General features: G+C 46.1%; 19 protein-coding genes. 14 read left to right on the forward strand and 5 right to left on the reverse strand.

Annotation, left to right across the window (positions count from 1 at the left end; all coding sequences use genetic code 11):
• Window positions 1-585 precede the first annotated feature (585 nt).
• From DWY25_RS08115 to DWY25_RS08130, 4 genes are all read left to right on the forward strand, one after another.
• Entirely contained in the window at window positions 586-1,611 is a 1,026-nt protein-coding gene (locus DWY25_RS08115) for a zinc-dependent alcohol dehydrogenase (protein WP_181981751.1), read from the forward strand.
• Between the two features lie 124 nt (window positions 1,612-1,735).
• The gene (locus DWY25_RS08120) at window positions 1,736-2,233 is read left to right on the forward strand and encodes a D-glycero-alpha-D-manno-heptose-1,7-bisphosphate 7-phosphatase (protein WP_117894815.1); all 498 of its coding nucleotides are present in this window, start codon (window positions 1,736-1,738) and stop codon (window positions 2,231-2,233) included.
• Window positions 2,217-3,302: a phosphotransferase enzyme family protein gene (locus DWY25_RS08125; protein ID WP_117894816.1), complete on the forward strand. Its 1,086-nt coding sequence runs from the start codon at window positions 2,217-2,219 to the stop codon at window positions 3,300-3,302. The genes DWY25_RS08120 and DWY25_RS08125 overlap by 17 nt, the downstream gene beginning before the upstream one ends.
• 174 nt (window positions 3,303-3,476) lie before the next feature.
• Window positions 3,477-5,252, forward strand: a complete 1,776-nt coding sequence (locus tag DWY25_RS08130; RefSeq protein WP_117894817.1) for a M23 family metallopeptidase — start codon at window positions 3,477-3,479, stop codon at window positions 5,250-5,252.
• 389 nt (window positions 5,253-5,641) lie between these two features.
• On the opposite strand, the gene DWY25_RS08135 is transcribed toward DWY25_RS08130, so the two are convergent.
• From DWY25_RS08135 to DWY25_RS08145, 3 genes are all read right to left on the reverse strand, one after another.
• Window positions 5,642-7,204 (reverse strand): ABC transporter substrate-binding protein, encoded by a 1,563-nt coding sequence (locus DWY25_RS08135; protein ID WP_006060967.1) that lies wholly within the window; start codon window positions 7,202-7,204, stop codon window positions 5,642-5,644.
• 209 nt (window positions 7,205-7,413) lie between these two features.
• Complete coding sequence (locus tag DWY25_RS08140) at window positions 7,414-7,914, reverse strand: HD domain-containing protein (RefSeq protein ID WP_117894818.1); 501 nt, start codon at window positions 7,912-7,914, stop codon at window positions 7,414-7,416.
• A gap of 158 nt (window positions 7,915-8,072) precedes the next feature.
• The gene (locus DWY25_RS08145; RefSeq protein ID WP_117894819.1) at window positions 8,073-8,780 is read right to left on the reverse strand and encodes a response regulator transcription factor; all 708 of its coding nucleotides are present in this window, start codon (window positions 8,778-8,780) and stop codon (window positions 8,073-8,075) included.
• Between the two features lie 38 nt (window positions 8,781-8,818).
• On the opposite strand from DWY25_RS08145, the gene DWY25_RS08150 reads away from it, so the two are divergent.
• From DWY25_RS08150 to DWY25_RS08190, 9 genes are all read left to right on the forward strand, one after another.
• Window positions 8,819-10,687 carry a sensor histidine kinase gene (locus DWY25_RS08150; RefSeq protein WP_117894820.1) on the forward strand — a complete coding sequence of 623 codons (1,869 nt, stop codon included), beginning with the start codon at window positions 8,819-8,821 and terminating at the stop codon, window positions 10,685-10,687.
• A 22-nt stretch (window positions 10,688-10,709) separates the two neighbouring features.
• Window positions 10,710-11,963 (forward strand): helix-turn-helix domain-containing protein, encoded by a 1,254-nt coding sequence (locus tag DWY25_RS08155; RefSeq protein WP_117894821.1) that lies wholly within the window; start codon window positions 10,710-10,712, stop codon window positions 11,961-11,963.
• A gap of 112 nt (window positions 11,964-12,075) precedes the next feature.
• Window positions 12,076-12,204, forward strand: coding sequence for a hypothetical protein (locus tag DWY25_RS18030; RefSeq protein ID WP_261795723.1), 129 nt, complete (start codon window positions 12,076-12,078; stop codon window positions 12,202-12,204).
• A 454-nt stretch (window positions 12,205-12,658) separates the two neighbouring features.
• Window positions 12,659-14,059 (forward strand): hypothetical protein, encoded by a 1,401-nt coding sequence (locus DWY25_RS08165; protein ID WP_117894823.1) that lies wholly within the window; start codon window positions 12,659-12,661, stop codon window positions 14,057-14,059.
• A gap of 3 nt (window positions 14,060-14,062) precedes the next feature.
• Window positions 14,063-15,202: a hypothetical protein gene (locus DWY25_RS08170; protein ID WP_117894824.1), complete on the forward strand. Its 1,140-nt coding sequence runs from the start codon at window positions 14,063-14,065 to the stop codon at window positions 15,200-15,202.
• Window positions 15,203-15,207: 5 nt separating this feature from the next.
• Window positions 15,208-16,080, forward strand: a complete 873-nt coding sequence (locus DWY25_RS08175; protein ID WP_117894825.1) for an ABC transporter ATP-binding protein — start codon at window positions 15,208-15,210, stop codon at window positions 16,078-16,080.
• A complete protein-coding gene (locus DWY25_RS08180) occupies window positions 16,071-18,056 on the forward strand; it encodes an ABC transporter permease (RefSeq protein ID WP_117894826.1) in 1,986 nt (661 codons plus the stop codon). Before DWY25_RS08175 ends, DWY25_RS08180 begins: the two co-directional genes overlap by 10 nt.
• 230 nt (window positions 18,057-18,286) lie before the next feature.
• Window positions 18,287-19,555, forward strand: coding sequence for a DNA polymerase Y family protein (locus tag DWY25_RS08185; RefSeq protein WP_039865326.1), 1,269 nt, complete (start codon window positions 18,287-18,289; stop codon window positions 19,553-19,555).
• Between the two features lie 151 nt (window positions 19,556-19,706).
• A complete protein-coding gene (locus tag DWY25_RS08190) occupies window positions 19,707-20,618 on the forward strand; it encodes a nucleotidyltransferase family protein (protein ID WP_117894827.1) in 912 nt (303 codons plus the stop codon).
• Window positions 20,619-20,729: 111 nt separating this feature from the next.
• On the opposite strand, the gene DWY25_RS08195 is transcribed toward DWY25_RS08190, so the two are convergent.
• Together DWY25_RS08195 and DWY25_RS08200 are read right to left on the reverse strand one after the other, a co-directional pair.
• Entirely contained in the window at window positions 20,730-22,205 is a 1,476-nt protein-coding gene (locus DWY25_RS08195) for an FAD-dependent oxidoreductase (protein WP_117894828.1), read from the reverse strand.
• A gap of 80 nt (window positions 22,206-22,285) precedes the next feature.
• A complete protein-coding gene (locus tag DWY25_RS08200) occupies window positions 22,286-23,458 on the reverse strand; it encodes a TraB/GumN family protein (protein WP_117894829.1) in 1,173 nt (390 codons plus the stop codon).
• 124 nt (window positions 23,459-23,582) lie between these two features.
• On the opposite strand from DWY25_RS08200, the gene DWY25_RS08205 reads away from it, so the two are divergent.
• Window positions 23,583-24,287 carry a hypothetical protein gene (locus DWY25_RS08205; RefSeq protein ID WP_117894830.1) on the forward strand — a complete coding sequence of 235 codons (705 nt, stop codon included), beginning with the start codon at window positions 23,583-23,585 and terminating at the stop codon, window positions 24,285-24,287.
• Window positions 24,288-24,369 lie beyond the last annotated feature (82 nt).

Here is a 24,369-nt window from a genome sequence, read left to right on the forward strand (position 1 = left end):
AACCTTCCCCTGATTCGATTTTTTCTCTTTCCAAGAATCGCCTGTAACGATGAAATCGGATCCCAATGAATTTTAAAAAGTGGTCTGATGAAAAATGTAGAAATGAAAGAAAGCGCCGTCCGACATACCGCGAATCATGTAAGCTTTGGCTTGTATCTTATGATCCATGGATCAGAAGCGCATTTCAGACTTCTGTCCGCACGGGAATTCCCCGGGATCAGAATGAAATCGATAAAAATGAATCGCACGGCCCCAAACAATAAAGCGTGGATTCAGGCAAGACGAAAAATAGGAATCAAATTTATGAGAATGATCTGAAATTAAAGTGGGGATGACCCGTAAAACTGGAACTGGAAGCGCATGAAAAAAGAATTCGATGGTCCGCTCAGGCATGGCGAAAACAGCCGGTGCCGAATGATTTGGTTTTCAGGGGACTATCGAATTCTCATGATGGTTTTTCCTTTTCCCTTTCGTTAATTTCATTATAAGAGGCAGGGAGATGAAAGTCAACGGACATTCACTGCGAGATCGGCAGAACGTTATGGTATAATAATTCCAGAAAGAGAAAGAATGGAGGGAGTTTTAATGCAGAGAAAATCAATCGTCCTGACGGGCAAGGCTCAGGCTGAATGCCAATGTGAGGATTTCCAGTTTGACGCTGCCGAGCTTAAAAACAATGAAGCCGTTATTGAAACGTCAATGTCCTTAATCAGCGCGGGAACAGAGTTGTCGCGCGTCTATGCGATCAAACAGGGGTTCAGTTATCCAGTATATCCGGGATATTCGGCGATCGGAACCGTTTTGGCGAAGGGGCAGGGCCTGACGTCGCTGAATGTCGGCGACCGGGTTTTCTATTCCGGTCCGCATGCTTCGATCAACCGCTTTTCCCATGTTGGAACGACGCAGGGCGATAAAATTATGAAGATCGACGATCGGCTGAGCGACAAACAGGCTTGTATCATTCCACTGGGATTGATTGCGATGAATGTGATCACGGCGTGCGAGGGAAAGCTGACCGATACCGCCGCGGTGTATGGATTGGGAACGATCGGTATTTTGACTGCACTGCTTCTGAAGCAGGCAGGACTTCGTGTTTTAGCGCTGGATCCGGTGGCTTCCCGTTGTGAGGAAGCCTGCGCCTTGGGATTAGAGGAAGTGTTCAGCTGTTCCCCGCAGGAACAGGTCGAACAGATCAGGCAGCTGACGCAGGGCCGAGGCAGCGATATCAGCGTGGACGCGAGCGGGATTTCCGGGGCGATCGTCAACGCCGTTCTCGGCTCGGCGAAGCATGGACAGGTGATTCTGTTAGGTTCACCGCGGGCTTCCTATACCTGTGATATCACGCCGGTGCTCAATGCGATCCACATGAAAATGCTGAATGTCAAGGGAGCGTTCAATGAGCTGAATCCTTTCCCGGTAACCGATGGTTTGCGGCGGAATGTGCTGCGGGATTTTGAGACAGTTCAGCGGTTGATTTTAAACGGTGTTTTTGACGCGGAGAAGCTGATCAGCCATGTGATCAAACCGGATCAGATCATGGAAGCCTATCAGGGCTTGATGTTTGAGAAAGAAACATGGCATTGCGTCGCGATTGATTGGAAAGCGGATTGATTGTAACACCGCGGTATTCAAGCCAGTTAGGAAGCGGTATTCAAGGTGAGCCTGAGAACAATCAAAGCGGATTGCGATCCTCACGCAAAGAGGAGAGAAGCGTGAAATTAAGGGGAATGAAGGAATGAAAGCAGCGTTTTTAGATCGTGATGGGACGATCAACCGGGACTACCCGGATGTGGAATGGAAAGGCAAAACGGAGCCGGAGCTGATCGACGGGGCAATGGAAGGGCTGCGCTTTTTACAGGATCAGGGATATGCTTTGATCATGATCACCAACCAATATCTGATTGACGAAGGAATCATCACATACGCCGATTATCAGAATTTCACCGACCGCTTAGTTTGGCGGTTAGCGCAGCAGGGGATTCATCTGCAGGATATTTTCTTCTGCCCGCACCGCCGCGATGCCGGCTGCCGCTGCTGCAAGCCGAAACCAGGGATGATTGAACAGGCGCTGGAAAAATATCCGGAAATCGATTTGAAGCAGTCAATTTTAATCGGGGATTCAGCCGGAGACCGCGAGTTAGCCCGGTCGCTGGCGATTCCATTTTATGAAATTGCGGATGAAGGGCGGCATCCAAGGAAGAATTGGAAGGCAGTTTATGCGCTGGGCCGATGAAGCGCTGGATCAGGCAATCCGAGAACGGAGAGCTCGCTGGCTTTCTGCGTTTGCGATCCAGGCGGAGCCGCTGCGGCAGAAGATTTTATTGGCGATCGATGAATGTGATCCGGCAGCCTGGAAGCAGAAACGCATCCTGCGGCTGAGCTGGGCAGAAGGAAAGACCCGAATTATGAAAATCACACAGGAAGCGCAGGTGACTCCGGATCAGATTGAAGCTCGCTGCGGCTTCTGCGAAGCGCTTCGTCAAGGGGGCGTGCGGACAATCCGCTATCTGAAAACAAAATCCGGATATTGCCTTGAGGATGAGGGCTACTTGATTACGCTGGAGGAAGACGCCGGCCCGGCTTTTGATAAAATCAGTCTGGCTCTCGCTGCGAAAATCGGTGCACTGACAGCGCAGATGCACAAAACAGCGTTGGCGATGGAGCTGCATCTGCCCTATTCGACAATCTTTGAACCGATGGGACGGAATGAAGTCAACGCTTTGCCGCTGTTTTCACAATGGATTCAGCAGGGCCGGCTGGATCGCTGGACTGATCTTGTCCGGCAGATTATCCGGGAGAGAATCCGCGCGGAAGCGGCGCTGGATTGGGTATGGGATTCACTGCCTCACGCTGCGTGTCAGGGCGATTTATCCCTTGGCAATCTGGGGTGTACGGCAGAAGGAGATTTAATTATATTTGATTATAATATTGCCGGGGAAGCGGTCTTGGTTTCCGATATGATTCTGGAGGGGTTATTGATCTGCCGCGAATATGAAACGGAAGATCAAGCGTCGGCTGAAGCTTGCTTTCAAAGCTATGTCCGCGCTTATGGCAAGGTCAGGCCGCTGACGGAAAAGGAGCGCGTTGCGGCGGAACTGCTTTATTCGCTGAATTCGGCCTTCTGGTTTACCTGGATCGCCTATCGGGAAACCTCGCTGGAAAAAGCGCTGGTACAGAATGCGGCGGAGGCGGTCGAAAAGCATCTTCATCGGATTCTGGCAGAGCTCACAGCCAGGAACTTTTCAACCTTTTTGGAAGAATCAGAAAGAACTTCAGATAACGGTAGAGAAAAACGGAGATAGGAAAAAAAGATCACAACGGGTCAAGGGATCAAGCGGTGATCTTTTTTTGTGGCCTACGGGAAACGCTTGACATTTAAGAACTACAAATGTAGACTTAAGCTAAAAGATCGGATTGAATTCCTGATCAAAACCTGTTTGTTTTATGAATAATCAGGAAACGTGGGGTGAGGGAGAATGGAATTCTGGGCGCCTGGATTGATTGCCTGTCTTGTCTGTGCCGTTGCCGGACTTGGATTCGGAGTGAAAAAACGAAAAAAACAGAACTGGAAAAAAGTGATTTTAGGCTTTCTGCCAGCGGCGCTGCTTTGCTTGATCGCGGCGTTCAGTCCGAAGGACAACCGGACGCTTGCCGAAAAGGAAGCGGATTTTTATCGCAGGAGCTATATCCATACTCTTTACTTCGCGGATATGCCTGAGCTTCAGCGTGCGACCTATGCGGTGAACGGCGATCAGCTGTTATTAACCTGTTATTTTGAAGGCGATCATCTGCGGCTGCTTTATGATCATTCACGGCATAAGATTTTTTATCATCATGGCATGACCGAAGCCGATTGGGATGAAGCGCTGTATCTGAATGCTGCGGAGCGTGCCTATCAGGTTTGGGAAAACGGCGCTCATTATATTGATCAATACAAAACCTTAGTCAAAAGTCTGCCGCCGGAGCGGATTCGGCGGCACATCTACTTTTCCGATCGGGAAGAACTGATTTATTTCTTTGATGACCAAGGTTTGTTGTGGGTAATGAGCGATCAAGAATCGCGGTTTCTTATCTATGATCCCAAAAACGAAGAAACGATTTATTCAAAGTATTTTTATCCTGACAATTACCACAAGCACGCGGTGGAGTTGATGGTCAGGGATCTGAACGGAGAGTTGCCGGATACCGGCTGTTTAATACTCACGGATCAAACGGTTTACTGTCTGAATAAGGAAGCGCCGCTGCCGCCGGGGATTAGTGCCGTCAGTCCGCTGCGTTCTCCACGATACCTCGGAACCTTTGATAACGGGAAAAAGACAGGGATTGTTGTGATGGATGCAAACCATAGCTGGACGGATGTGACTTCCGCCGCGGCAGGAAGGGTGAGGCAAATTGAGAAAGACGAGCGCGGACTTTATCACATTGTGATCGATCATGCCGACGGTGCTTCCAGTTATTATGGATTGTTGGATCATTGTAAGGTTTGGGTCGGGGCAGAAGTCGCTGTCGGAGAATCGATCGGCAGCCTGTCTGCCGAAACATCGGCGCTCTGGTTTTCTTATGAAAATCCCAACCAGCCCTGCCTCAATGCGAAACAGGTCATAGCCCATCCTTTAAAGCTTGATTATGATTTGGATTCAAGACCGTCTCTCGAAGAATTTCGATTTCCGATATCCGCGGCTAAGCAAGCAGCTTTGGAGGTCTTATTCACTAAGAACGATGGGTTTTCCACAAAAAATCCAGTGTCGATTCAGTGGAAATTGGGGGAGGCGCATGATCTTCAGGGACGTCAGGGCGATTTTCAATTTAAAATTGATGAGGAAGACTTAAAATCAGAGACAGCTTGGAAACAAGAGGAGTCCTCTATAAGGATTAACTGGGAGTTGAATGCTATCCGTTCAGGCAACCTAACGACTGGCGAAGCAGTGAAGGTTGATATCCAAAAAGAGGATTCGTATTCATTTTATAATAAAATTCCGATGATTAAGCAACAAACCCTGTCAGATCAGGATCGATTCTTTTTTGATCTCAGGATCAGTGAATCACAAAAACTTCTCAGAGGCAGTTTTAATGCGGTTGAGCAGACTTGTCATTGGGATTTCAGCGACGATAGCGACGACTATTCCGAGGAACTTCTGGAAGCTGTCCGGCTGTTTCTCATCGATTCCGTCGAGGAATACAGGATTTATGAAAAGGATCTGTTGGATTTAATCAATCAGGCCAATCAGATTTTAACTTCCAGCGAGGAGTAAAAAAACAGGTTTTCCCCTGACCATATGAACTGAGATCTGAAGAACTTGAGCGTTAAAGTGAAGTTCCGGGAAGAAAAGACAAGTATTTTTGAAGTTGTTTGCCAGATCTTGCTTTCATTACAAAAGCGATTAAAAGTCAGATTGTTTACATAACACGTACGCTGCGTATTTATTATTAAATATATAAAAAAATGGAAGAGTTTGTGTCTTCCATTTTCTTGTGAATCGGTACAGGGATTTGGCGATGTCTTCAGCTGTCCGCAATCCAGTCGCTTTGAATTAAGCGCCGGGGCCAGCAACGATTAATTTATCTGTCTGTTTGATCCTTTGCGGACGGACTTTTTACAAGACGGGGAAATCTTATACTTCAGAAATCAAGCTTTTAAAAGTTATTTGTTGATCTGCGTATATGTGAATTCACCGGAAGCCGCTTTATCCGGAACCTGTAACGGAACGCCGGATAAATATTTCTTGATCGGCGTTTTTACGCCGTTGTCGAGCAGGATTGCCATCGGCATTTCTTCGCTCATAATTTTCTGAACTTCGCTGTAGTACGCTTTCCGTGTTTCATGATCGGAAGTCTTCAGTGCTTCTTCCAGACATTCGTCCAAACGGGCATTGGAGAAGTTCATGAAATTGTTGGAGCCGTGGGTGGAAACACGTCCGGCGATACCGGAAACGTCCGGTCCCTGGTAACCGGCGGACATGGTCATCTGATATTCCTTGTTTTGTTTGACCTTTTCGGTCCAGATCGCATAGTCCATCATATTGATCCGCATATCGATGCCGATCTCTTTCAGATTCTGCTGGATGATTTCCGCGATCTCCTTGTAGTTGCCATTTTCAAAAACAGAGAATTCCATTGAGAAATAGTAACCATCCGCATTCGCCGTATAGCCGGCCTGTTCCAGCAGCTTGCGGGCCTGCTCGACGTTGTGTTCCGGCATGGTGTAGCGATCGTCGGCGAAATCCTCAGCCATCGGTGAAATGAAGGTTTCCGCTACGCCGCCTACGCCGTTGGCGACACGGTCGTAGATCATCTGACGATCCACGCCCATGGCTACCGCCTTGCGGACTTCCGGCTTGCTGAAATGCTCGTCTTCAAAATTAAACGCCAGATACAGCCGGTTCATCGACAGCTGCAGATAAACCTCATAATCCGGATTGTCGTCGAAATCATTGGTGTTCGTTGACGGCACGCCGGTGCCTAAATAATCAACCTCATCCTGCAGAAACGCCTGGTACGCCGTCATTTCATCCGGGATGATCGAGAAGATGATTTTGTCAAGGATCGGCGTATCGCCCCAGTATTCGTCATTGCGTTCCAGCGTGATGCTGACGCCTTTTTTATGTTCGACAAACTTGAACGGACCGGTGCCGACCGGATGCTGATTATACTCGTTGCGGGTCTGATCCGTCCCTTCATAGAGATGCTTCGGCATGATGAAGGTGCCGTACCAGGAAAGCTTGGTGATGATGCTGACGTCGGTATCCTTCAAATTCATGACGACGGTGTTGTCATCGGGACATTCGATGGATTCCACGGTCGTGAAGTTATCGCTTTTCGCCCATTTTTCAGCCATCAGCGTATCATAGGTCCACTTGACGTCGGCGGAGGTAAACGGTTCGCCGTCATGCCATTTCACGCCGTCATGCAGATGGAAGGTCAGCGTCTTGTCGTTGTTGGAAAACTCCCAGCTTTCCGCCAGATCCGGCAGGACGTTATCGTTGGGGCCCAGCTTGACCAGGCGGTTAAAAACATTCTGATTGATGATATAGGCGAAATCGTCCGTCTTTAAATCTGGATGATAGGTCGCTGGATCACCGGCTAAGCTGAAGACGAAAACCTGTTCGTTTTCTTCGTCAGAAGGGGTGTTTGTCTGAGTCTGGCAGCCGCTGATCAGCAGCGCTGTGCTCAGCAGGAGGGACAGAAATAAAAAAACTTTTCGCATTGTAAAATCTCCTCTTCTTCATTCCTTAAGTCCAGTGTAAGCGCTGGCTTAGAAAAAAGCAATCTTTTCTCTTGCCCGTTCTGTCGGGTGGCAGAACAGCTTAGGGTGTGATGGGGACATAAAATGTCGGAAAATGAACGAAAAAGTCAGAAAAGGTGAAATCAATGCCGGAAGCGGACAAAAAAAGCCCGCGGCAAGGCAGACTGTTTTTATGCGTTTTCGTACTTTTCCTGCAGCTGATCCCAGAACGGAAAGGTCAGACCCAGCTCCTGCTCCAGCGCATGCAGGCGGGGGATTTCCCGCCGGATCAGCATTTTATAATTAAACACATGGTCCAAGACATCTGCGTCTTTCAGCACTTCGTCGAGCGGCGTCTGGATGTGTTCCTTGTCGCTGTGGCGCTGAACAGCCAATGCGATCTGTTCCTGCTGCTGTGGGGTGCCCAACTGCAGATCGCCCAGAATCCGCAAGGCCAGCGCCGCACCTTTGCGGGCATGGTCTTCGCCGCTGCCGGTAAGATAGGTTGAAATATCATGAAGCAGCCCCGCCAGTTCCGCCGCTTCGCTGTCTGCGCCTCGTTTCATCGCCAACATCGCCGCGAAATGAGCGGTTCCCAGCAGATGCGTGTAGACCGCGCGCCGCTGCTGAAATAAAAACGGATCCGGAATGGCCCCTTCGATCCATTGTTGAAGAATTTCTGACTTTTCCATGGTGTTCCTCCTGGTTTAATAAATTGTTTTACTGCGATCCTCGAAGAAATCCGACAGGCTTGCCGGCGGCAGTAATGAAAATAATTAAAGCCGATAATTACCGCGGCAATCTCCGTGTCCGCCTATTTGCTTTGTCTGCGTAAAGCTTTCCCGCATGATCAAAGCGCCTGCGAATTTTCGTCAATAAAGCAATAACCCTTCCCCCACACGCTTTGCAGCAGCTGCGGCTCGGCGGGATCCTGCTCGATCTTCTTGCGCAGATTGTGAATGTGAACGACGACGGTCCGGTGATCGCCATAGCTGGATTTGCCCCAGATATGATTGTAAAGCTCGCTGGCTTTATAACACTGTCCGGCATGCTGCATCAGAAACGCTAAAATCTTAAATTCCATCGGCACCAGCGGATAGCACGTTCCGTTCGTTTTCGTCAGCTCGTGGGTTTGAGCGTTGAGCGTGAACGAAGCGCAGCGCAGCTCGTTGACAGTCTTCTTTTGTTGGCGGTCATTCCGCCAGCGGCGCAGATTCGCTTGAATCCGGGCATGGAGAATCTCGTTGTCAAACGGCTTGACGATGTAATCGTCCCCGCCCTGCTGCAAAGCTGATATAATAGTGTTACTGTCATCCAGGCAGCTGATAAACAGGATCGGGCAGTCGTGCCATTGCCGCAGCTGCGCGCAGAGGTCGATCCCGCTCTGATCCGGAAGTCCGACGTCCAGCAGAATAATATCGTAGGCGTCGCGCGCTAAAAACAGCGCTTCCTCAGCACTGGCGGCGCTGACGACTTCGTACAGGTTGTCCTGGCTGAGATAATAACGGATGATGCGGGCGATTTCTTTATCGTCCTCTACGATTAATGCACGATCCATGATGATCACCTGAACTCATTATAAAGGAGCGATGCCGGATGTTCAAACGATTTAGGGTACTTGTGTTGTTTTTCGCCTTACTGCTGCTGCCGCTGGGGCTTTTTCTGCACATCAACCACAATACCGCGGCCTTGGCGGAACAGGATGAAATTCCAATTTCGATTGAAACCCGGCCAATGCGGCTTGTCAGCGGAATGAGTGCGGATCAGCAGCGCTGTTCGATCACGCTGAAAGTACCGGCGGCGGTGCAGCCGCTGACCTTGATTCTGGATAATGCGGGACCGGTCCAGGTCTGGGTAAACGATCAGCAGGTCTATCTTTCCTCGAGTCAAGATCCCTATCAGCGGATTCAATTTGTCACGCTGCCGCAGGCAGAGGGTACGCTGACCCTTTCGCTGGCTCCCAGCGAGCTGCAGCGCAACGACGCGGTTTCGACATCGCAGCCCTATTCTCCGCCGGGCATGCTGCTGGCAGGGCCGCAGGCAGCGCTTTCCGCTTCGCATGTCGCCTTCGGCATTACGATGTTTTATGCCGGCTTTTATTTGCTGCTGATGATGTCCTCGCTGACGTTGTTCCAAAAGAAAAAGGAAGAAACATATCTGCTGCTGTTGGCCGCGGCTTCGCTGGTTTCGCTGCTGCGGGTGCTTGCTTTGTCTGCTTTCCCTTTATTTCCATTGAGCTATGCGCAGTGTTCCCTGATCATGCCGGGAATCTTTTTGATGACGACCTTGTGCCAGCTGCTGATCATCATGATGCTGCTGAAACCGGCGATTCCCGCGCGGCTGCAGGCAGTGTTTACGCCGCGTATTCTGACGGCAGGCTTTGCCCTGTTGATGCTGCTTCAATATATTACTCCGGAAGGGGTGGAAACGTTGATTCGGATTCTGGCTGTGATTCCCATTCTGATTCTGTTTGTCCGCGCCGATCAACGTCATCTTCCGGGAACCTTCCCGCTGGTATGCGGATATGCAGTGTGGGAAAGCATACTTTTATTTTATTATTTAATCTATAACCGCGGGGCGATGCAGGCGGGCGAGCTGATGATCGTCTACATGCTGCCGCAGCTTGGCTTTTTGTTCTTTATGATGATGGCGGCATTGGTGATCAATCGTAAATTTGCCGCAAAATTTGATGAATCAGAATCGCTGAACCGGGAACTGGAACAGATGAACGCGAATCTGGATCATCTTGTGGATGAACGGACGCAGCAGCTGCAGAAGGAACAGGCGCAGAAGCAGCGGATGATCATGAAGGTGCTGCATGATGTGCGTTCCCCGATCTTTGTTCTAAAAGGCTGTCTTCAGCAGTTGGAGGCAAAGGATGAGGGACAGCAGCGGAACTTGTCGACGATGCGCCAGCGCTTAGAGGTGCTGGAAGGTCTGAGCGACGATTTGTTTTTAAGTGTCAAGCTGGAAAATCATGAACTGGCGTTTGTCTTTGACGAGGTGTGTCTGAACGATTTGCTGACACATCTGGCGGAAGCCCATCAGGTCAGCGCCCGGCAGAAACAGATCCGGATGAATCTGATTTTGCCGAAGCAAGCTGTTTGGGTGTGGGCGGATGATCTGCGGCTGCAGCGGGTGTTTGATAATCTGCTGCGCAACGCTCTCGCGCATACGCCGGAAGGCGGGCAGATCGACTGTGTCTGCTCGGTCAAGGGAGAGCAAATAGAAATCCGGATTCAGGATACCGGGGAAGGGATCGATCCAGAGGAACTACCGCAGTTGTTCGATGCTTTTTATACCGGCAACCGGTCGCAGGGAAGTGGTCTGGGCTTGGCGATTGCCCGGGAAATTGTCGAAGCGCACCGCGGAACGATTGAAGTCGAAGCGACAAGCAAGGAAGGCACAGTGTTCCTTGTGCGGTTAAAGATGTTAAATTCTACTTCGGATTCTATGATAAAATAATCTCATAAGGAGGGCTTTGACAATGAAAATTGCGGGATTTACCTCGATCAGCGACGATAATAAGCGGACGCTTGGACTTTTCATAAAGATAGAACGGGAAAGCCAGGGATTGTCGCAAAAAGAATTGATCAATGATGCAGATCAGAAACAAATCTGTTCTGTATCAACCCTTCATCGGATCGAAACTGGACAAATTATAAAAGATGATGTCATTTATCACGAGTTGATTCAGCGGCTGGGATATTCGTTCCAAGAAAATGCTAGGTTAGACAAAGTGCTGCCGGACTTAAATCAACAATGCCTGCATTATTTTGAAACTTTAGATTTATCGGAAGCAGAAATGATTTTAGATCGTGTTCATGCTTTATTTAAAACTTCTTCTTTCTATTATAATCAATTAAAGCAATGTTACTTGGATTTGATTCACATCAGTCTCAATAAAGAAAAGCTTTCAGACAGTAAATATAAATGGTATCGAATGATGAGAAACGTTGTTCCAAGTCCTTTGAATGTTTTATTGCTTCATCTTTGTTTTTGTCATTCGATGAATTATTTGCAGAGCTTAAATGAAATTATCAGCTACGAAAAAGAACTGAAGTTTTGCGATCATTATTTAATAATAAAATTTGATTTACTGTATGTCTTGAAATATAAAGGAAATTATGGAAAACTCATTGAATTCATTAATGAAGTTCGTGAGGAATGTGAAAAGAAGAATTTGCCGAATCAACAATTGAAATGTTTAGCATTTTTAGTTGGCATAGCCTGTATCATTAATGCTTTTGATATTCATTCAGCAATTTGTGAATTAGAAAAATTCATCATGGAGAATAAAAATAAGTTAAACCCAGAGATCCTTAATAATGGCTACTATACTCTGGCAATGACATATTATGAAGATTTACGAAATTATACGAAAGCTTTGGAAATGTTTCAGAGCCTTTTAGTTCTTAACCCGCTAAAAATATACTCGTGCGGCCTGTTTTATTTTACATGCTGTGACTACTTAAAAATAGAACCGGATTCTAAGATTCTCAAAAGCATAGACACGAAACAAGCTAATTTGTTTTTGCAGTATTTCATTTATAAATATAGCTCGAAAAGTACAATGAAAGATCTGGGCAATTATATCAATAAAACACTCCTGCCAGAGTTAAAAAAAGTGAAAAAACCAATGATCATTAGTGTGTTTAAGAAACAATGGGGATTTATATTAGAAAAAGACCATAATAAATATTATAAACCATTTTACGACTTTATGCGCGAATTTGAATGACAATTATGAAATTTGTGCTTAAAGCATGATTTTTTGTTCCAATCTTTCAAAATAATAATTTTCAGAATATAACTGATATAATGCAATTGTGAAAAGAAAAGAGGATAATCCAATGGTAAAAAAATTATTAATCTTGCTTCTTCTTGCGGCATCTCTATCTTTAATGGGTTTCGGTATTAATGCAGCAGGAAAAGTTGAAGCCCGTTGTGGATATCCTGAATGCGATTTCGGATCTTATTGAAATTCAATATAGTAGATTCTATCAAAGCAAAAGCAATAAGAATGCAATGGAAACAATGACAAGAAGTAACCTGTTTGAAAGTCGAATTATGTTAATGTTTTTTCTTTACGATGCGGTCCAAGAACTGAGGGATCAAAAACCTAACTTTTGTAACAGGAAATTATGAAGTGAGAGGATATAAAGAAGAGAAGTCAGCTGGTATTTATATCTAAGTAAAGAAGCACTGTTACACTCTGATAGTAATAGTGCTTCTTTAACATAAGTCTTTAATCTTGATTTAAATAAAAGAAGTCAAAAACAAGATTAAATTTAGGTAGTTGAGAAAGCTACGAGTGAAATAAAAAGTTATAATTCCCAATGCGAGCAATAATTAAATCATGGTAAGGAGAGGATCAAATCAGAGTAGGGTGTTAATTTCTGAATGCAATGTTCTATTAAGAGGAGGAATAGCGTTATGAAAAGAATATGCCTAATAATTATGTGTCTTGTTTTACTAAGCACAGGATGTAGTGAACAAAAATCAACAACGCTTAATATCTATTATATGATTGGAGGATATTTTCGTAAGGAAGAAACAGCTGAAATTAATGCTTATCTAAAAAAGATTAATTCCGGATATCAAATCAATTTTGTTAATATGATCAACACTATTCCTTACGATAATGAAACTGAAAATATTGTCTATACTTCAATGTCACAACGTATTTTAGAATATTTAAAAGAAGCGCGGGAACAACATCTTGAAATTGATATTTTAAATGCAAATCAGCTAGGTTCTATGGATTTTTCCAGGACATATTTGGTCGATGAAGGACTTCTAACAGAATTGGATCCTTATTTTAAAAATACGGAATCTGGAAAAATAGTTTATAACGCTTATCCTGAAATAATATTCGATTCGCAAAAAATTGATGGTAAATCTTATTTTGTCCCTGGCAGTCTTTTTGATTTAGTGGAGACGAAATCCAGCTGTTTTGATAAAGTAGCCTATATGGCAATAAAAAAAGATTATTTAGATCAAGCACAATTTGATCAACCGTTGGGATATAATCTTTCGCAATATAATGATTTTTTGCGGAAAATAGGAATGCAGGATGAAACTCAACTTTTGTTTTATAATTCGTTTAGAATTATGAACAACTTTCCTGGCTTAACGCCTGTTTGCGGAAGTTCTTTACGTGTAAGTCCATTTGTAATTGATGAAAAAACACAGACTGTTAAAATTCTTTATGAATGTGAAGATTGGCTGGATTCTTTAAATACTTTTCAGGGAATTTTCCAAGATGATTATTATGTTTATGATAGTGATTATATTGATATGAACGCTGTTGTTTGGTATGACTATGTGAATGATGAAGAAGAGAATGATCGTATTTATATAGCTGAAAATTATAATTATATAAATGTTATTCCTTATTGGGGATTAGCGATTCCATCCTGGTGTGATAAAAAAGACGAAGTTATGGATTTTTTCGGATTGTTGTACAGCGATCCTGAACTTAGCCGCTTATTTTTTCCCGATGCTCTGAATCCAGGGGAAAAGATGTTTTTTGGATATGGTAATCCATATATTGTAGAAGGTTCGACATTACCAAAAGATTTAACCAAAGAGAATCATCAGAAATTTTATGAGTCCTTAAATAAATCCTGTGCGTATGGGTTTACTTTTGATTTCAGTGAATATTTTGATGAAATGCAGGATCTTGTTGTCAAGCATAACGAATATTATACTTTCTATAATGATACGAGTTTTATCGATATGGAAAAGTATAAAGAAGTGATGAAGGATACGCGTATTGAAGAAATCCGCGATGATCTCAATGCACAATTGCAGCGATATTTGAAGGGAGATTGAGTCATGAAAAAGGGAATCCTGGCAGTCTTGATTTTTACGCTGTTAACAGGTTGTGCTTCAAGTCAAAAGGCTGTTCCAACAATGTCAGAAGAAGACTATTATTTAGTCACTTATCGAAATATTAATAATATAGGAATATTTCAATTTGGCAATGAAGAAACAGGAATGGCTTACTTTGATTTTGCGACAGGCAAGGTTATTCGTATTCCGGAAAAGAATATGAAAAATGATCCGCACATGTATCCTGCGTATATCAGTAGCATCGCATATTATGATAATTTCATTTATTATACATATCATAATGAAAATTACTTAGCTTTTATGCGAATGGATCCCGATGGGAAAAATGTAAAGGAATTGTATCGATATAAAAATAAAAAATATAATGAAATAATGCCGGACAGTTATTCGTTTATTTATCATGATCATAAAATTTATATGGAAATCATCGGCAGTCAGTTCCAGAAAAACGGAAGTTTAGTGGAAGAAAGTCAGTTAGCTTATTTTGATTTGAAGGATGACTCGTTACATTTATTATACGAACCGACCCTGCAACAGACAGCGGAATGCCGGAAGCTCGTAGCCGCAGATCATCAATTCATATTTTATAAAACATCGGAGGATCAGGAACAAAGCGAAAATCCGAAGGAATTTTTAAATTGTTATAATCTGGAGACGAAGGAAACGCTCATTTTGGATGAAGCTGAGAAAATTCGAATCACGTTGATGAAAAATATTGATCATGAAAAAAAATGTTTATATTATTTAGATCAGGATTATTCACTTGTTGAATTGAATTATCAGCAGCAAACACATCGTATCGTTTTAAATAACCCGGATCCGATCGATTTTCGCTTCTATGATCACGGAAAAGCCTTTTATTCTAATTTAACAGTCGATATGACGCAAAGACCGGAGAAAGTGACTTATGGATATATTGATATCGAAAGCGGAGAAAACTATCCGGATTTCAATAAAGAAGGTCAGCAATTTTTTGTTACAGAAAGCAATGATCAATACTTTATAGGCACGAAACGGAAGTATGGCGAAGCAGTAGATTCTCTTTGGTATTATCTTGAGAAAGAAGCGTATTTCAAACAAGAATTTGAGAAGGCAAAACCAGTCACAGGATTGGATTGGTGAAATTTATGATTTTGGAAATCAAAGAACTGACAAAGCGCTATCATGAAAAATCAGCGCTGGATCATATCAATCTAACGCTGAAAGAAGGGGTTTATGGACTTCTTGGTCCCAATGGGGCAGGGAAATCGACCTTAATGAATATCTTAGTTGGAAATATAGAAAAAACGTCGGGAGAAATTCTTTGGAATGGGAAACCACTTAAAGAATGTCGAGCTCAATTCAACCATGGTTTAGGTTATATGCCGCAAAATCAGCCTTTGTACGAAGATTTTACAGGTTATGATTTTATGGGATATTTTGCGGCGTTGAAGGAAATACCGCGGGATCAGATTACAAATGAAATTGAACGTGGGCTGAAACAAGTCTTTCTATGGCCGGAGCGAAATCAACGAATTAAAGAATATTCAGGCGGAATGAAACAGCGCCTGTTATTGGCGGCAACTCTTTTAAAAGATCCTGAAGTAATCATTCTTGATGAACCTACGGCAGGATTGGATCCAATGCAGCGTGTACAAGTAAGGAAAATCCTCGCCCAATTATCCAAGGCAAAAATTATTATTTACGCTACGCATGTCATCAGCGACGTGGAATTGATCGCAAATGAGTTTATTTTTCTGAAGCAAGGGAAAATCATCCAACGAGGAACAATGAACGAATTGACGGAGTTGTTTCCTAATCATGTTTATGAAATTACCTGTGATGAAGAAACCTGTGAAAAACTTAAGCGGGAATGCTGCGTAACTCGGATTCAGAAAAAAAATGAAGGCTATACTGTCAGAGTGATAACAAAAGAAATTTGGAAAGACTATAAATCAATATCGCCATCCCTGGAGGATTTGTATCTTAACGATTTTGAGGATGAACAGTTATGGATTTAGTAAGATATGAAATTAAGAAATGTCTGAGACATTCGCCATTTCGTAAAGTCGTTATTTTCATTATTCTTTTCCATTGTGCAGCGACGACATTTCTATTGTTTCAAAAAGAAAATGGTGTTTCATGGGTCAGCTTGGCCGGTTCATCTGACGAAATGAGCCGGCAATTTTATGAAAATCAAATCGAAGAAGCAAAGGCTTATCCACAGTTTGTTGAGCAGGTTTTAAGCGAGGATGACCGCCTTCGCCAATCCACTTTATTCAGTGACCCGGGATCTTATGCTTTTTTAAACAGTGAACGCAAAGCGGAATATTATGGAAAATTAAGCCATCGTCAATTTCAATTACAGCCAGCATTTTCGTTGAGCTTCATTTTACAGGAACCCGTGAGTTTGGTAATGGTGCTTATTTTTATAATTTTCAGTGCTTATTCGTTATTGATAAAAGAAAAAGAAGACCATCTTGAACCTTTGTTAATGCCAATCCCACGATATAAAACGAAAGCTGCAGTACATAAATTTATAAGCCTTTTTCTTATGGGAAGCGGCATGTTTATATTTTTAGAACTGCTGAAATGGGGAATCAGCCTTTCGTTATTAGGGTGGAAGTGCGATTTAAGTTTGCCGATTCAGACTGTCATGGGTTTTCTCTATGTTCCCTACGCGATGAGTGCAGGTTCTTTTTTAGCTGTCTATTTAAGCATGAAAGCTTTTATTACTTTATTTTTTCTGCTTTTTATCAGTGCTATTGTCGTTCGGTTAAATCAAGGGCCTGCATTTTATCTTTGCATAATTCTGCTGTTTGGTGCAGAGATCGGACTTTATACCAAGATTGTAAACGAATCATTTTTAATTTTATTGAAATATGTGAATCTTGCTGCTTTACTGCAGTTCAATCAATATTTATCTGCTTTTATGAGTGTACCGATAGGAAACTATCCGATAGAAATCTGTTATTTGATAATTTTAACATGTTTATTAGGTGTGGTCAGCAGCGGTATTTTCTTTCGCTATGCAACGAAGCATCCAAAACCAGAGATAAAAAGAAATTGGAGATTAAATCTGAAACATGATTTTCCCCCGCGTTCCTTATTGAATTATGAATTCCGTAAATTCTGGATGAATGGAGAAAATCTTTTTATCTTTATCGCACTGATCATTTTACAATCATTTTATTGCTGGCAATATTCACCGTATATCGGAAAAGATGAGTATTATTATCAACAGTTTTCATTTCAACTGCAGGGAACATTAGACGAAAGACAGACGAAGTGGGCTGCCAATCAAAATCAGTATTATGCCGGTATTCAAAGTCAAATATCGAAATTATATGAGCAGTACGCAGACAAAAAAATGGATCAGAGAACATTGGAAAGAGAAGTGTTTACTTTAACGTTGAATCTGGAAAGTATGGAGGGATACCAAAGAGCAGAGCAGCAAATGGAGCAGCTTCAATCATTAGGGAAAACTGAATATGTATACGAAACTCCTGTAATTCAGATTTTTAAAGCTAAAGAAGAAATATTGCTTAAAGCTGGATTTCTGTTTTTAGCGATCAGCTTCTGGATCGCGGCGGCTGTTGGAAGGGATAATGCGCTGCAGATGAATCATTTAATCCGAATTTATGAACAAAGAAAGCATAAAGTCGATGTTCAAAAACGAAAAATCGTATATTTCGTCAGTGGGGGTGTCTATAGTTTTTTGTTTCTCTCTACGGTTATTGTAAAATTAAACTATTATGAAGCCAATATTCTTTCTTACTCTGCAGCGAATGTCCTTGCCTTGGGAGTTTCCCTGCCATTTTCAATATTAGGCCTGCTTTTCATTCTGTTTGTTCTGGGCTTGGGATATGTCATCATTTTCGATGAAGTTCTGTTTCGACTGACGTCGGGTCAACGAAATCGGAATTCAGCACTATGGACAAATATTGGTTTATCGGTGATTTTCTTAATGATTCTTGGAAGTTTGCTAAGTCTTTGAAGACAGATCCGCGGTTTGCCTAGTTTTATAGTTACGCCTGAAAGTGTCTGATCTTCAGTTAGAGTAGATCATTGTGTTAAGTCCCGGAAATGACTTCCATTTCACCGGGATTTTCTTTTGTTTCACGAATCACCAGAAACTGGAAAGACGGACATATCACTCGCCTTGAACAATGTCAAGAACATAACTTGAATTTTATTCTTGTAAAATTCAAGGCAGAGGTGATGAGAATGGAACGGGCGATCGTTCACAGTGATATTAACCATTGTTACGCGCAGATTGAGGAGATGCTGAATCCCGAGCTGAAGCAACGGCCGATGGCGGTCGGCGGCAGTCAGGAAGAACGGCACGGGATCATCCTTGCCAAGAATCTGCATGCCAAGAAATACAAGATTCAGACCGGGGAAACCTTAGACGAGGCCCGGATCAAGTGTCCCCAGCTGCTGATCCTGCCTCCGGATTACCGCCGTTATCAGCGGATAACGGATCAGGTCAAGGCGATTTATCGGGAATATACCGACCGGGTTGAGGAATACGGGCTGGATGAAGCCTGGCTGGATCTGACGCAGTCGCAGCGGCTGTTTGGCCCTGCTTCGCAGATTGCTCGAACAATTCAGCAGCGGGTCTACGCGGAACTGGGATTAACAATTTCAATTGGTCTTTCGTTCAACAAGATCTTCGCTAAAATGGCTTCGGATTTCGTTAAGCCCAGCGGGTTTGTGACAATTACCCGGGCCAATTTCCAGGAGAAAATCTATCCGCTGTCAGTGCGTGAGCTGTTTTATGTCGGAGCGGCGACGCAGAAGAAGCTGGAAGCCTGGGGGATTACGACGATCGGCGATCTGGCCAGCCGCGACCGGCAGTTCATGCGCCGCTATTTCGGCAAGGTCGGGGAGATGCTGCACTGGTTCGCGTTGGGCGAGGATATCAGCGAAGTCGCGCTGGCCAGCGAGGCGATTCCGGTCAAATCCGTGGGCAACAGCGTCACGGCGGTCCATGATCTGCATACGCATGGAGAAGCGCGGCTGGTGCTGCGGGTGCTGGCGGAGTCCGTCGCTTCCCGGCTGCGTGATCAGGGCTTGAAAGGCAAGGGTATCGCTTTGAGCCTGCGGGATATTCATTTATTCCGCTGGAGTTTGCAGCGCAAGCGTGCCCGTCCGACCCAGCTGGCGGAAGAAATTCTGGAAGACGCGGAAATTCTTTTGCGCCAGGCCTGGCAGAACGCGCTGCCACTGCGCAGCATCGGGATCAGCGTATTTGACTTATGTCTGGATCAGACCGGGGAACAGCTGGATTTGTTCGTCGACGAGCAGCACCGACAGTCGTTATTGCAGCTGGAAAAGACGGTCGACGGGATCCGCCGCCGGTTTGGTTTTGAAAAAATCCAGCGCTGCAGCCTGCTGCTCGATAAGCCGCTGACCAGTTTTAACCCCAAGCAAGATCAGACGATTCATCCGATCGGTTTTCTCAAAGGCCCGATTCAAGCCGGCAGCCGATAGTAAAATTAAAGCGGAGCGTGAATCCGCCAAAGCAAGCGCAGACCGCAGGAGAGAAAGGGATTTCAAGCCGCGGACAACTCGCTGGCTCAAACCGGAAAAACCATGATATAATGAAACCAACGAAAGATGAAAAAAGGAGATTAGAAATAAGATGAAAAAACCAGTTTTAGTCATTCTGGCAGCCGGTATGGGCAGCCGCTACGGCGGACTGAAGCAGATTGACGCTCTCGGAAGTAATGGCGAACCGATCATTGACTTCTCGATTTATGACGCGCATGAAGCCGGATTCGACAAGGTCGTGCTGATCATCCGCAAGGAACATGAGGAAGCCTTCCGTAAGAATCTGACCGATAAAGTATCCAAGCACATGGAAGTCGAGTTCGCTTATCAGGATCTCAACGATGTGCCGGAGGGGATCACGGTGCCGGAAGGCCGTGAAAAACCATGGGGAACAACCCATGCACTGCTGGCCTGCCGCAATCTGGACGCTCCGTTTGCGATCATCAACGCCGACGATTATTATGGCAAGGACGCCTTCCGCGTTATTTACAACTTCTTATCCAATGAAGTTAAAGACGGCGAATACGGCATGGTCGGTTATGTGCTGGAAAATACGCTGACGGATCACGGTACCGTTTCGCGCGCGATCTGTGAGCGGGATGAAAACGGCTTCTTGCAGAAGATTGTGGAATGCCCGAAGATCGCGAAGGACGGCGATCGTGCGAAGCTGACCAACGACGATGGCAAAACCTGGGAACCAATTGCGAAGGGCTCTGTCGTTTCGATGAATTTCTGGGGCTTTACACCGAAAATCTTTGAACAGTGCGAGCCGATTTTTGAGGAATTCATCCGTAAGGGTGTCGTTGAAAATCCGATGAAGTGCGAACATGTCATTCCGACGGCAATCGGAACGCTGCTGGAACAAAAGGCCTGCACAGTTAAGGTGCTGACCTCCAACGACCGCTGGTTCGGCGTCACCTATAAAGAGGATAAACCGTATGTCGTCCAGTGCCTGAAAGACTATAAGGATCAGGGACTGTATCCGTTCGATTTGTGGAAATAATCCGCAGTCACTATAAAACAAAGGAAGGACAGTGCTGAAAAGCCATCAGCGTCTGTCCTTTTTTAATCTGTAAAATCAGAAAATAAGGTAAGGAAAAGCAATTTTATGCCTTTATTTCAAATTGGGATGCAGACTGTTGACGCCTGGATAATGCTGCAGGGAAACGTTGGACGGGGAATAAAGACTGCGACCGTCCAGCGTGAAGCGCGAGCCGTGGCATGGGCAGTCCCAGGTTTGATCGGCGGGGTTGTAGTGCAGCGGGCAGCCCATGTGCGGACAGGTCAGATCGACCAGAAATTCCAGCCCCTCCTCAGGAATGACGACGCCGTAACGGCGTCCATGCAGACGCACGACGGTTCCGGTGCGGCGCGGCTGGTTTTCCGGGGTGACGATAAAGCGATCCTTGAAGAACGCTTCCGTCAAGGTCGCGGCGTTGCCCAACGTATACAAACTGAATAAATCACCCTTGCGCCGGGCTCGCAGATACTCCGGAATGACGAAGGCCGGATCCTGCACCTGCGTGCTGATCATTTCTGCGGCGATCATTGCCCAGGTATAACCCCATTTGGAATATCCGGATGCGATCCAGTAATGATCCTGAATCTGACCGATAAACGGCAGATGGCGGCGGGGTATCAGATCCTGCGCACTCCAGCAGGCCAGCGGCTGATGCACGCCCAGCGTTTTTGCGGTTTGTAACAGCGGTGCGTAAGGATCCTTGGGATAATGATGGATGCCGATGGCCGGACCCGCCAAGATTAAAGTCGGCTGATCCTCTTTGCGCGCAAACCGCAGTGAAAGCGCCTGACCGGGGTCGACGGTGTTGAGCATCAGACCGTCGAGGGCCGGATCGCAGCGAAAGGCCGCCGCCGCTTCGCGCTGGTAGTGAAACCGTGCGGCGTACAGCTGCAGCCGGTCAAAGGCCGGGAACTGCGTGGTGAGAATTAAATCCTTGAACCGCAGGCGGTAGCTGCCGTCGCTGATCAGGCAATGATCCTGAATCTCAACGACCGGCGATTCTTCGTAGAGCGTCACTTTGTCTTTTAACGCTTCCAATAAACCAGCCTGGAACAACCAGGGATCGAGCAGCGCCTGATCCGCCATGGCCAGCTGATCGGCCCAGGTCAGCGGCAGAGGAAAGCTTGGCGGATCGCCCAGCTGGGCTCCGAGAGCTGACAGAGCAGCTTTTTCCTGGTTCAGGATCGCCGCGCCTTCTTCGCTCTGCGCCGCTAAGACCGCGCTTGTCCGCTGCCAGCGGCACGCGATGTCCGCCGTGCGGATCAGCTGTTCGTAGTGATCGACGGCCGTGCGGTTGAGCTGGTATACGGACTGCGCGATGTCCGCGGGCAGCGTGTGATAAAACGCGCCGTGCAGCGCGCTGACTTTGCCCGTGTTGCGGGCGGAGTTATTTTCCAGAAACCGCCGTTTTTCAATCACGGTGACGCGCCGGCCGCTGTCTTTCAACATCCAGGCGCATAACAATCCGGTTAATCCGCCCCCGACGATCGCAATGTCAGTTTCCTGATCCTCATTGAGCTGCGGACACTCCCACAGCGGACGTTGTTTCTGCCAATATGATTTCTGCATCTCCGCTCACCTCGTCTTGTTCTATTCGTTCCTTAGTATGGACAGGCGGACTGAACTTCAAACAAAAAAACCGGTTCTTCTCAGAACACGGTTTCCAGGAAAGTTTTGATGATGTCGGTGCCGCCGATGAAGGTGCCCAGCGAGCTGAAGACGTTGGCGAGAATGACGACCAGCAGGATCCGGGTCACGCGGTTTTTCCACATGCCTTTAACGGAATTGACGTCTTCGGTCAGATTTTCAAAATCTTTGACCTTCGGCTTGCGTACCGAGGCTTCGACCAGACCGGCGAACCAGCCGGCGGCCAGCAGCGGATTGAGCGAGGTGATCGGCGCCGCCACAAACGCCGTGAGGATCGACAATGGATGACCGCCGGCCAGCAGCGTGCCGATGGCGGACAACGTGCCGTTCCATAAGATCCAGCTTTGGATTTGTTCCCAGCCGGCGCTGTGCGAGTTCAGAAAGGTGGCGCAGACCAGCGCGATGATCGCGATCGGAATGCCCCAGCCGATCACTTTGCCCCAGATCGATTTGGGGGGCAAGGAATCCAATTCGTTCAGATCGGCCAGCTTGCCGCTTTCAATCAAAGCGCTGACGCCCGGAACGTGCGCCGCCCCCAGCACGGCGACAACCTTCGGTCCTTTGGCCTGGGCAATTTTTGTGGCGAGATATTGATCGCGTTCGTGAATCAGGACATCGGCGACGACCGGGAAGCTGTCGCCGACTTCTTTTAACGCGCTTTCCAGCATATCGCTTTGCTTGAGCTGTTCCAGATCTGCTTCCGTGATGTCTTCGTCGTCAAACAGCGAAAAGAGAATGCTGGTGAGCAGCTTGCATTTCTGCCAGAAGCTGTGTTTGCGCCAGATACGGGAGAACGTCGTCTGGATGCGCCGGTCTGCCAGCACCAGTTCGGCATTCAGTTCCTTGGCACTCTGGATGCCCTGCATCATTTCCGCGCCGGCGCTGATGTCCATTTTTTTGGCAATTTTCTTCTGGTACGAGCTTAGAATAATATTAGCGAGCAGAAAACCTGTTTTTTTCTGCTTAATGACCTGCACGATATCGGTTTGTTCCCATTGACCCGGATGCATCAGCGACTGATAGCGATCCTCGTCCAATTCCACACAGATGCTGTCGGGTTGAATTTCCTCAAGCGATTCCTTGACCTGCTGGGCGCTGACCTTGGAAACGTGCGCCGTGCCGATCAAAGTGATTTCTTTGCCCTGCGTCTGTAGAGTTGTCCATTGTTTTTCCATCAAGCTAACCTCATTTCTTGTCTATTGTACCGCAACCTGTTTTGATTTTCCATCTTTTGAACTGCGGTTTCAGGATAAAAAGGGGTTCTGCGAGCATACTTCTGGATAGAAAGGAGCCGCTTTTATGAAACCCCAATCACGGATATTCGACATCCTTTTAGCATTTTGCTGGGTCATGATCGTCGTTACTGGTTCGCTGGCGTTAGGATCCTATTGGAGCCGCCGGCCGGTTTCTTCCCTCCAGCCTCAATCCAGCGCCGCGCCCGCCGCGCCGCTGCCGCCGGAACTGTCCCAAGCGCTGCCCAGCACCGAGCAGCTGATCAGCCAGCTGACGCAGATTGCCAAAGGTCAGTTTACGGCCAAAGGGACGCAGCCGCTGCAGCTGAACCTGTCGGAACAACAGCTGGGAGAGTTGTTGAAAACCGCGGCCGGCGACATGCTTTCTGATCCGCAGATCACACTGAAAAACGGCGATGAAGCTGCAATTGAAATGACGGTGAATGATCCCGAGGCACTCGTCAAGCTGTTTCCCAAGCTGAAGGAATACGGCACGCTCTTGACGCTGGCAAAGGGCTGCCGCGTGGCGGTGGAAGCAAGACTGGCGGGGCAGGATGATGAAATTACGATCGAGCTGCAGCGGATCACGCTGGCCGGCGTGGATCTGCCGACGTCTTTAGTAAAATCCACCAATACCGCAGTGAATAAAAACTTAAAAACCATTCTGGATAAAATGGACGGCCTGCAGATCAGCGTTCTGGAACTGAAGGATGAAGCGTTTCGCTTTGAAGGCACTGTTCCGCAGATGCTGCTGCTGCAGGGAAAACCATGAAGACACAGTTCCAATCAGGAGCTGTGTTTTTTTGCTTATCCTAAAATTTTAAATTCCGATTGAATATTTTGAATCCAGTCCG

The organism is Holdemania filiformis, from assembly GCF_003459085.1.
Taxonomy (GTDB): domain Bacteria; phylum Bacillota_I; class Bacilli_A; order Erysipelotrichales; family Erysipelotrichaceae; genus Holdemania; species Holdemania filiformis.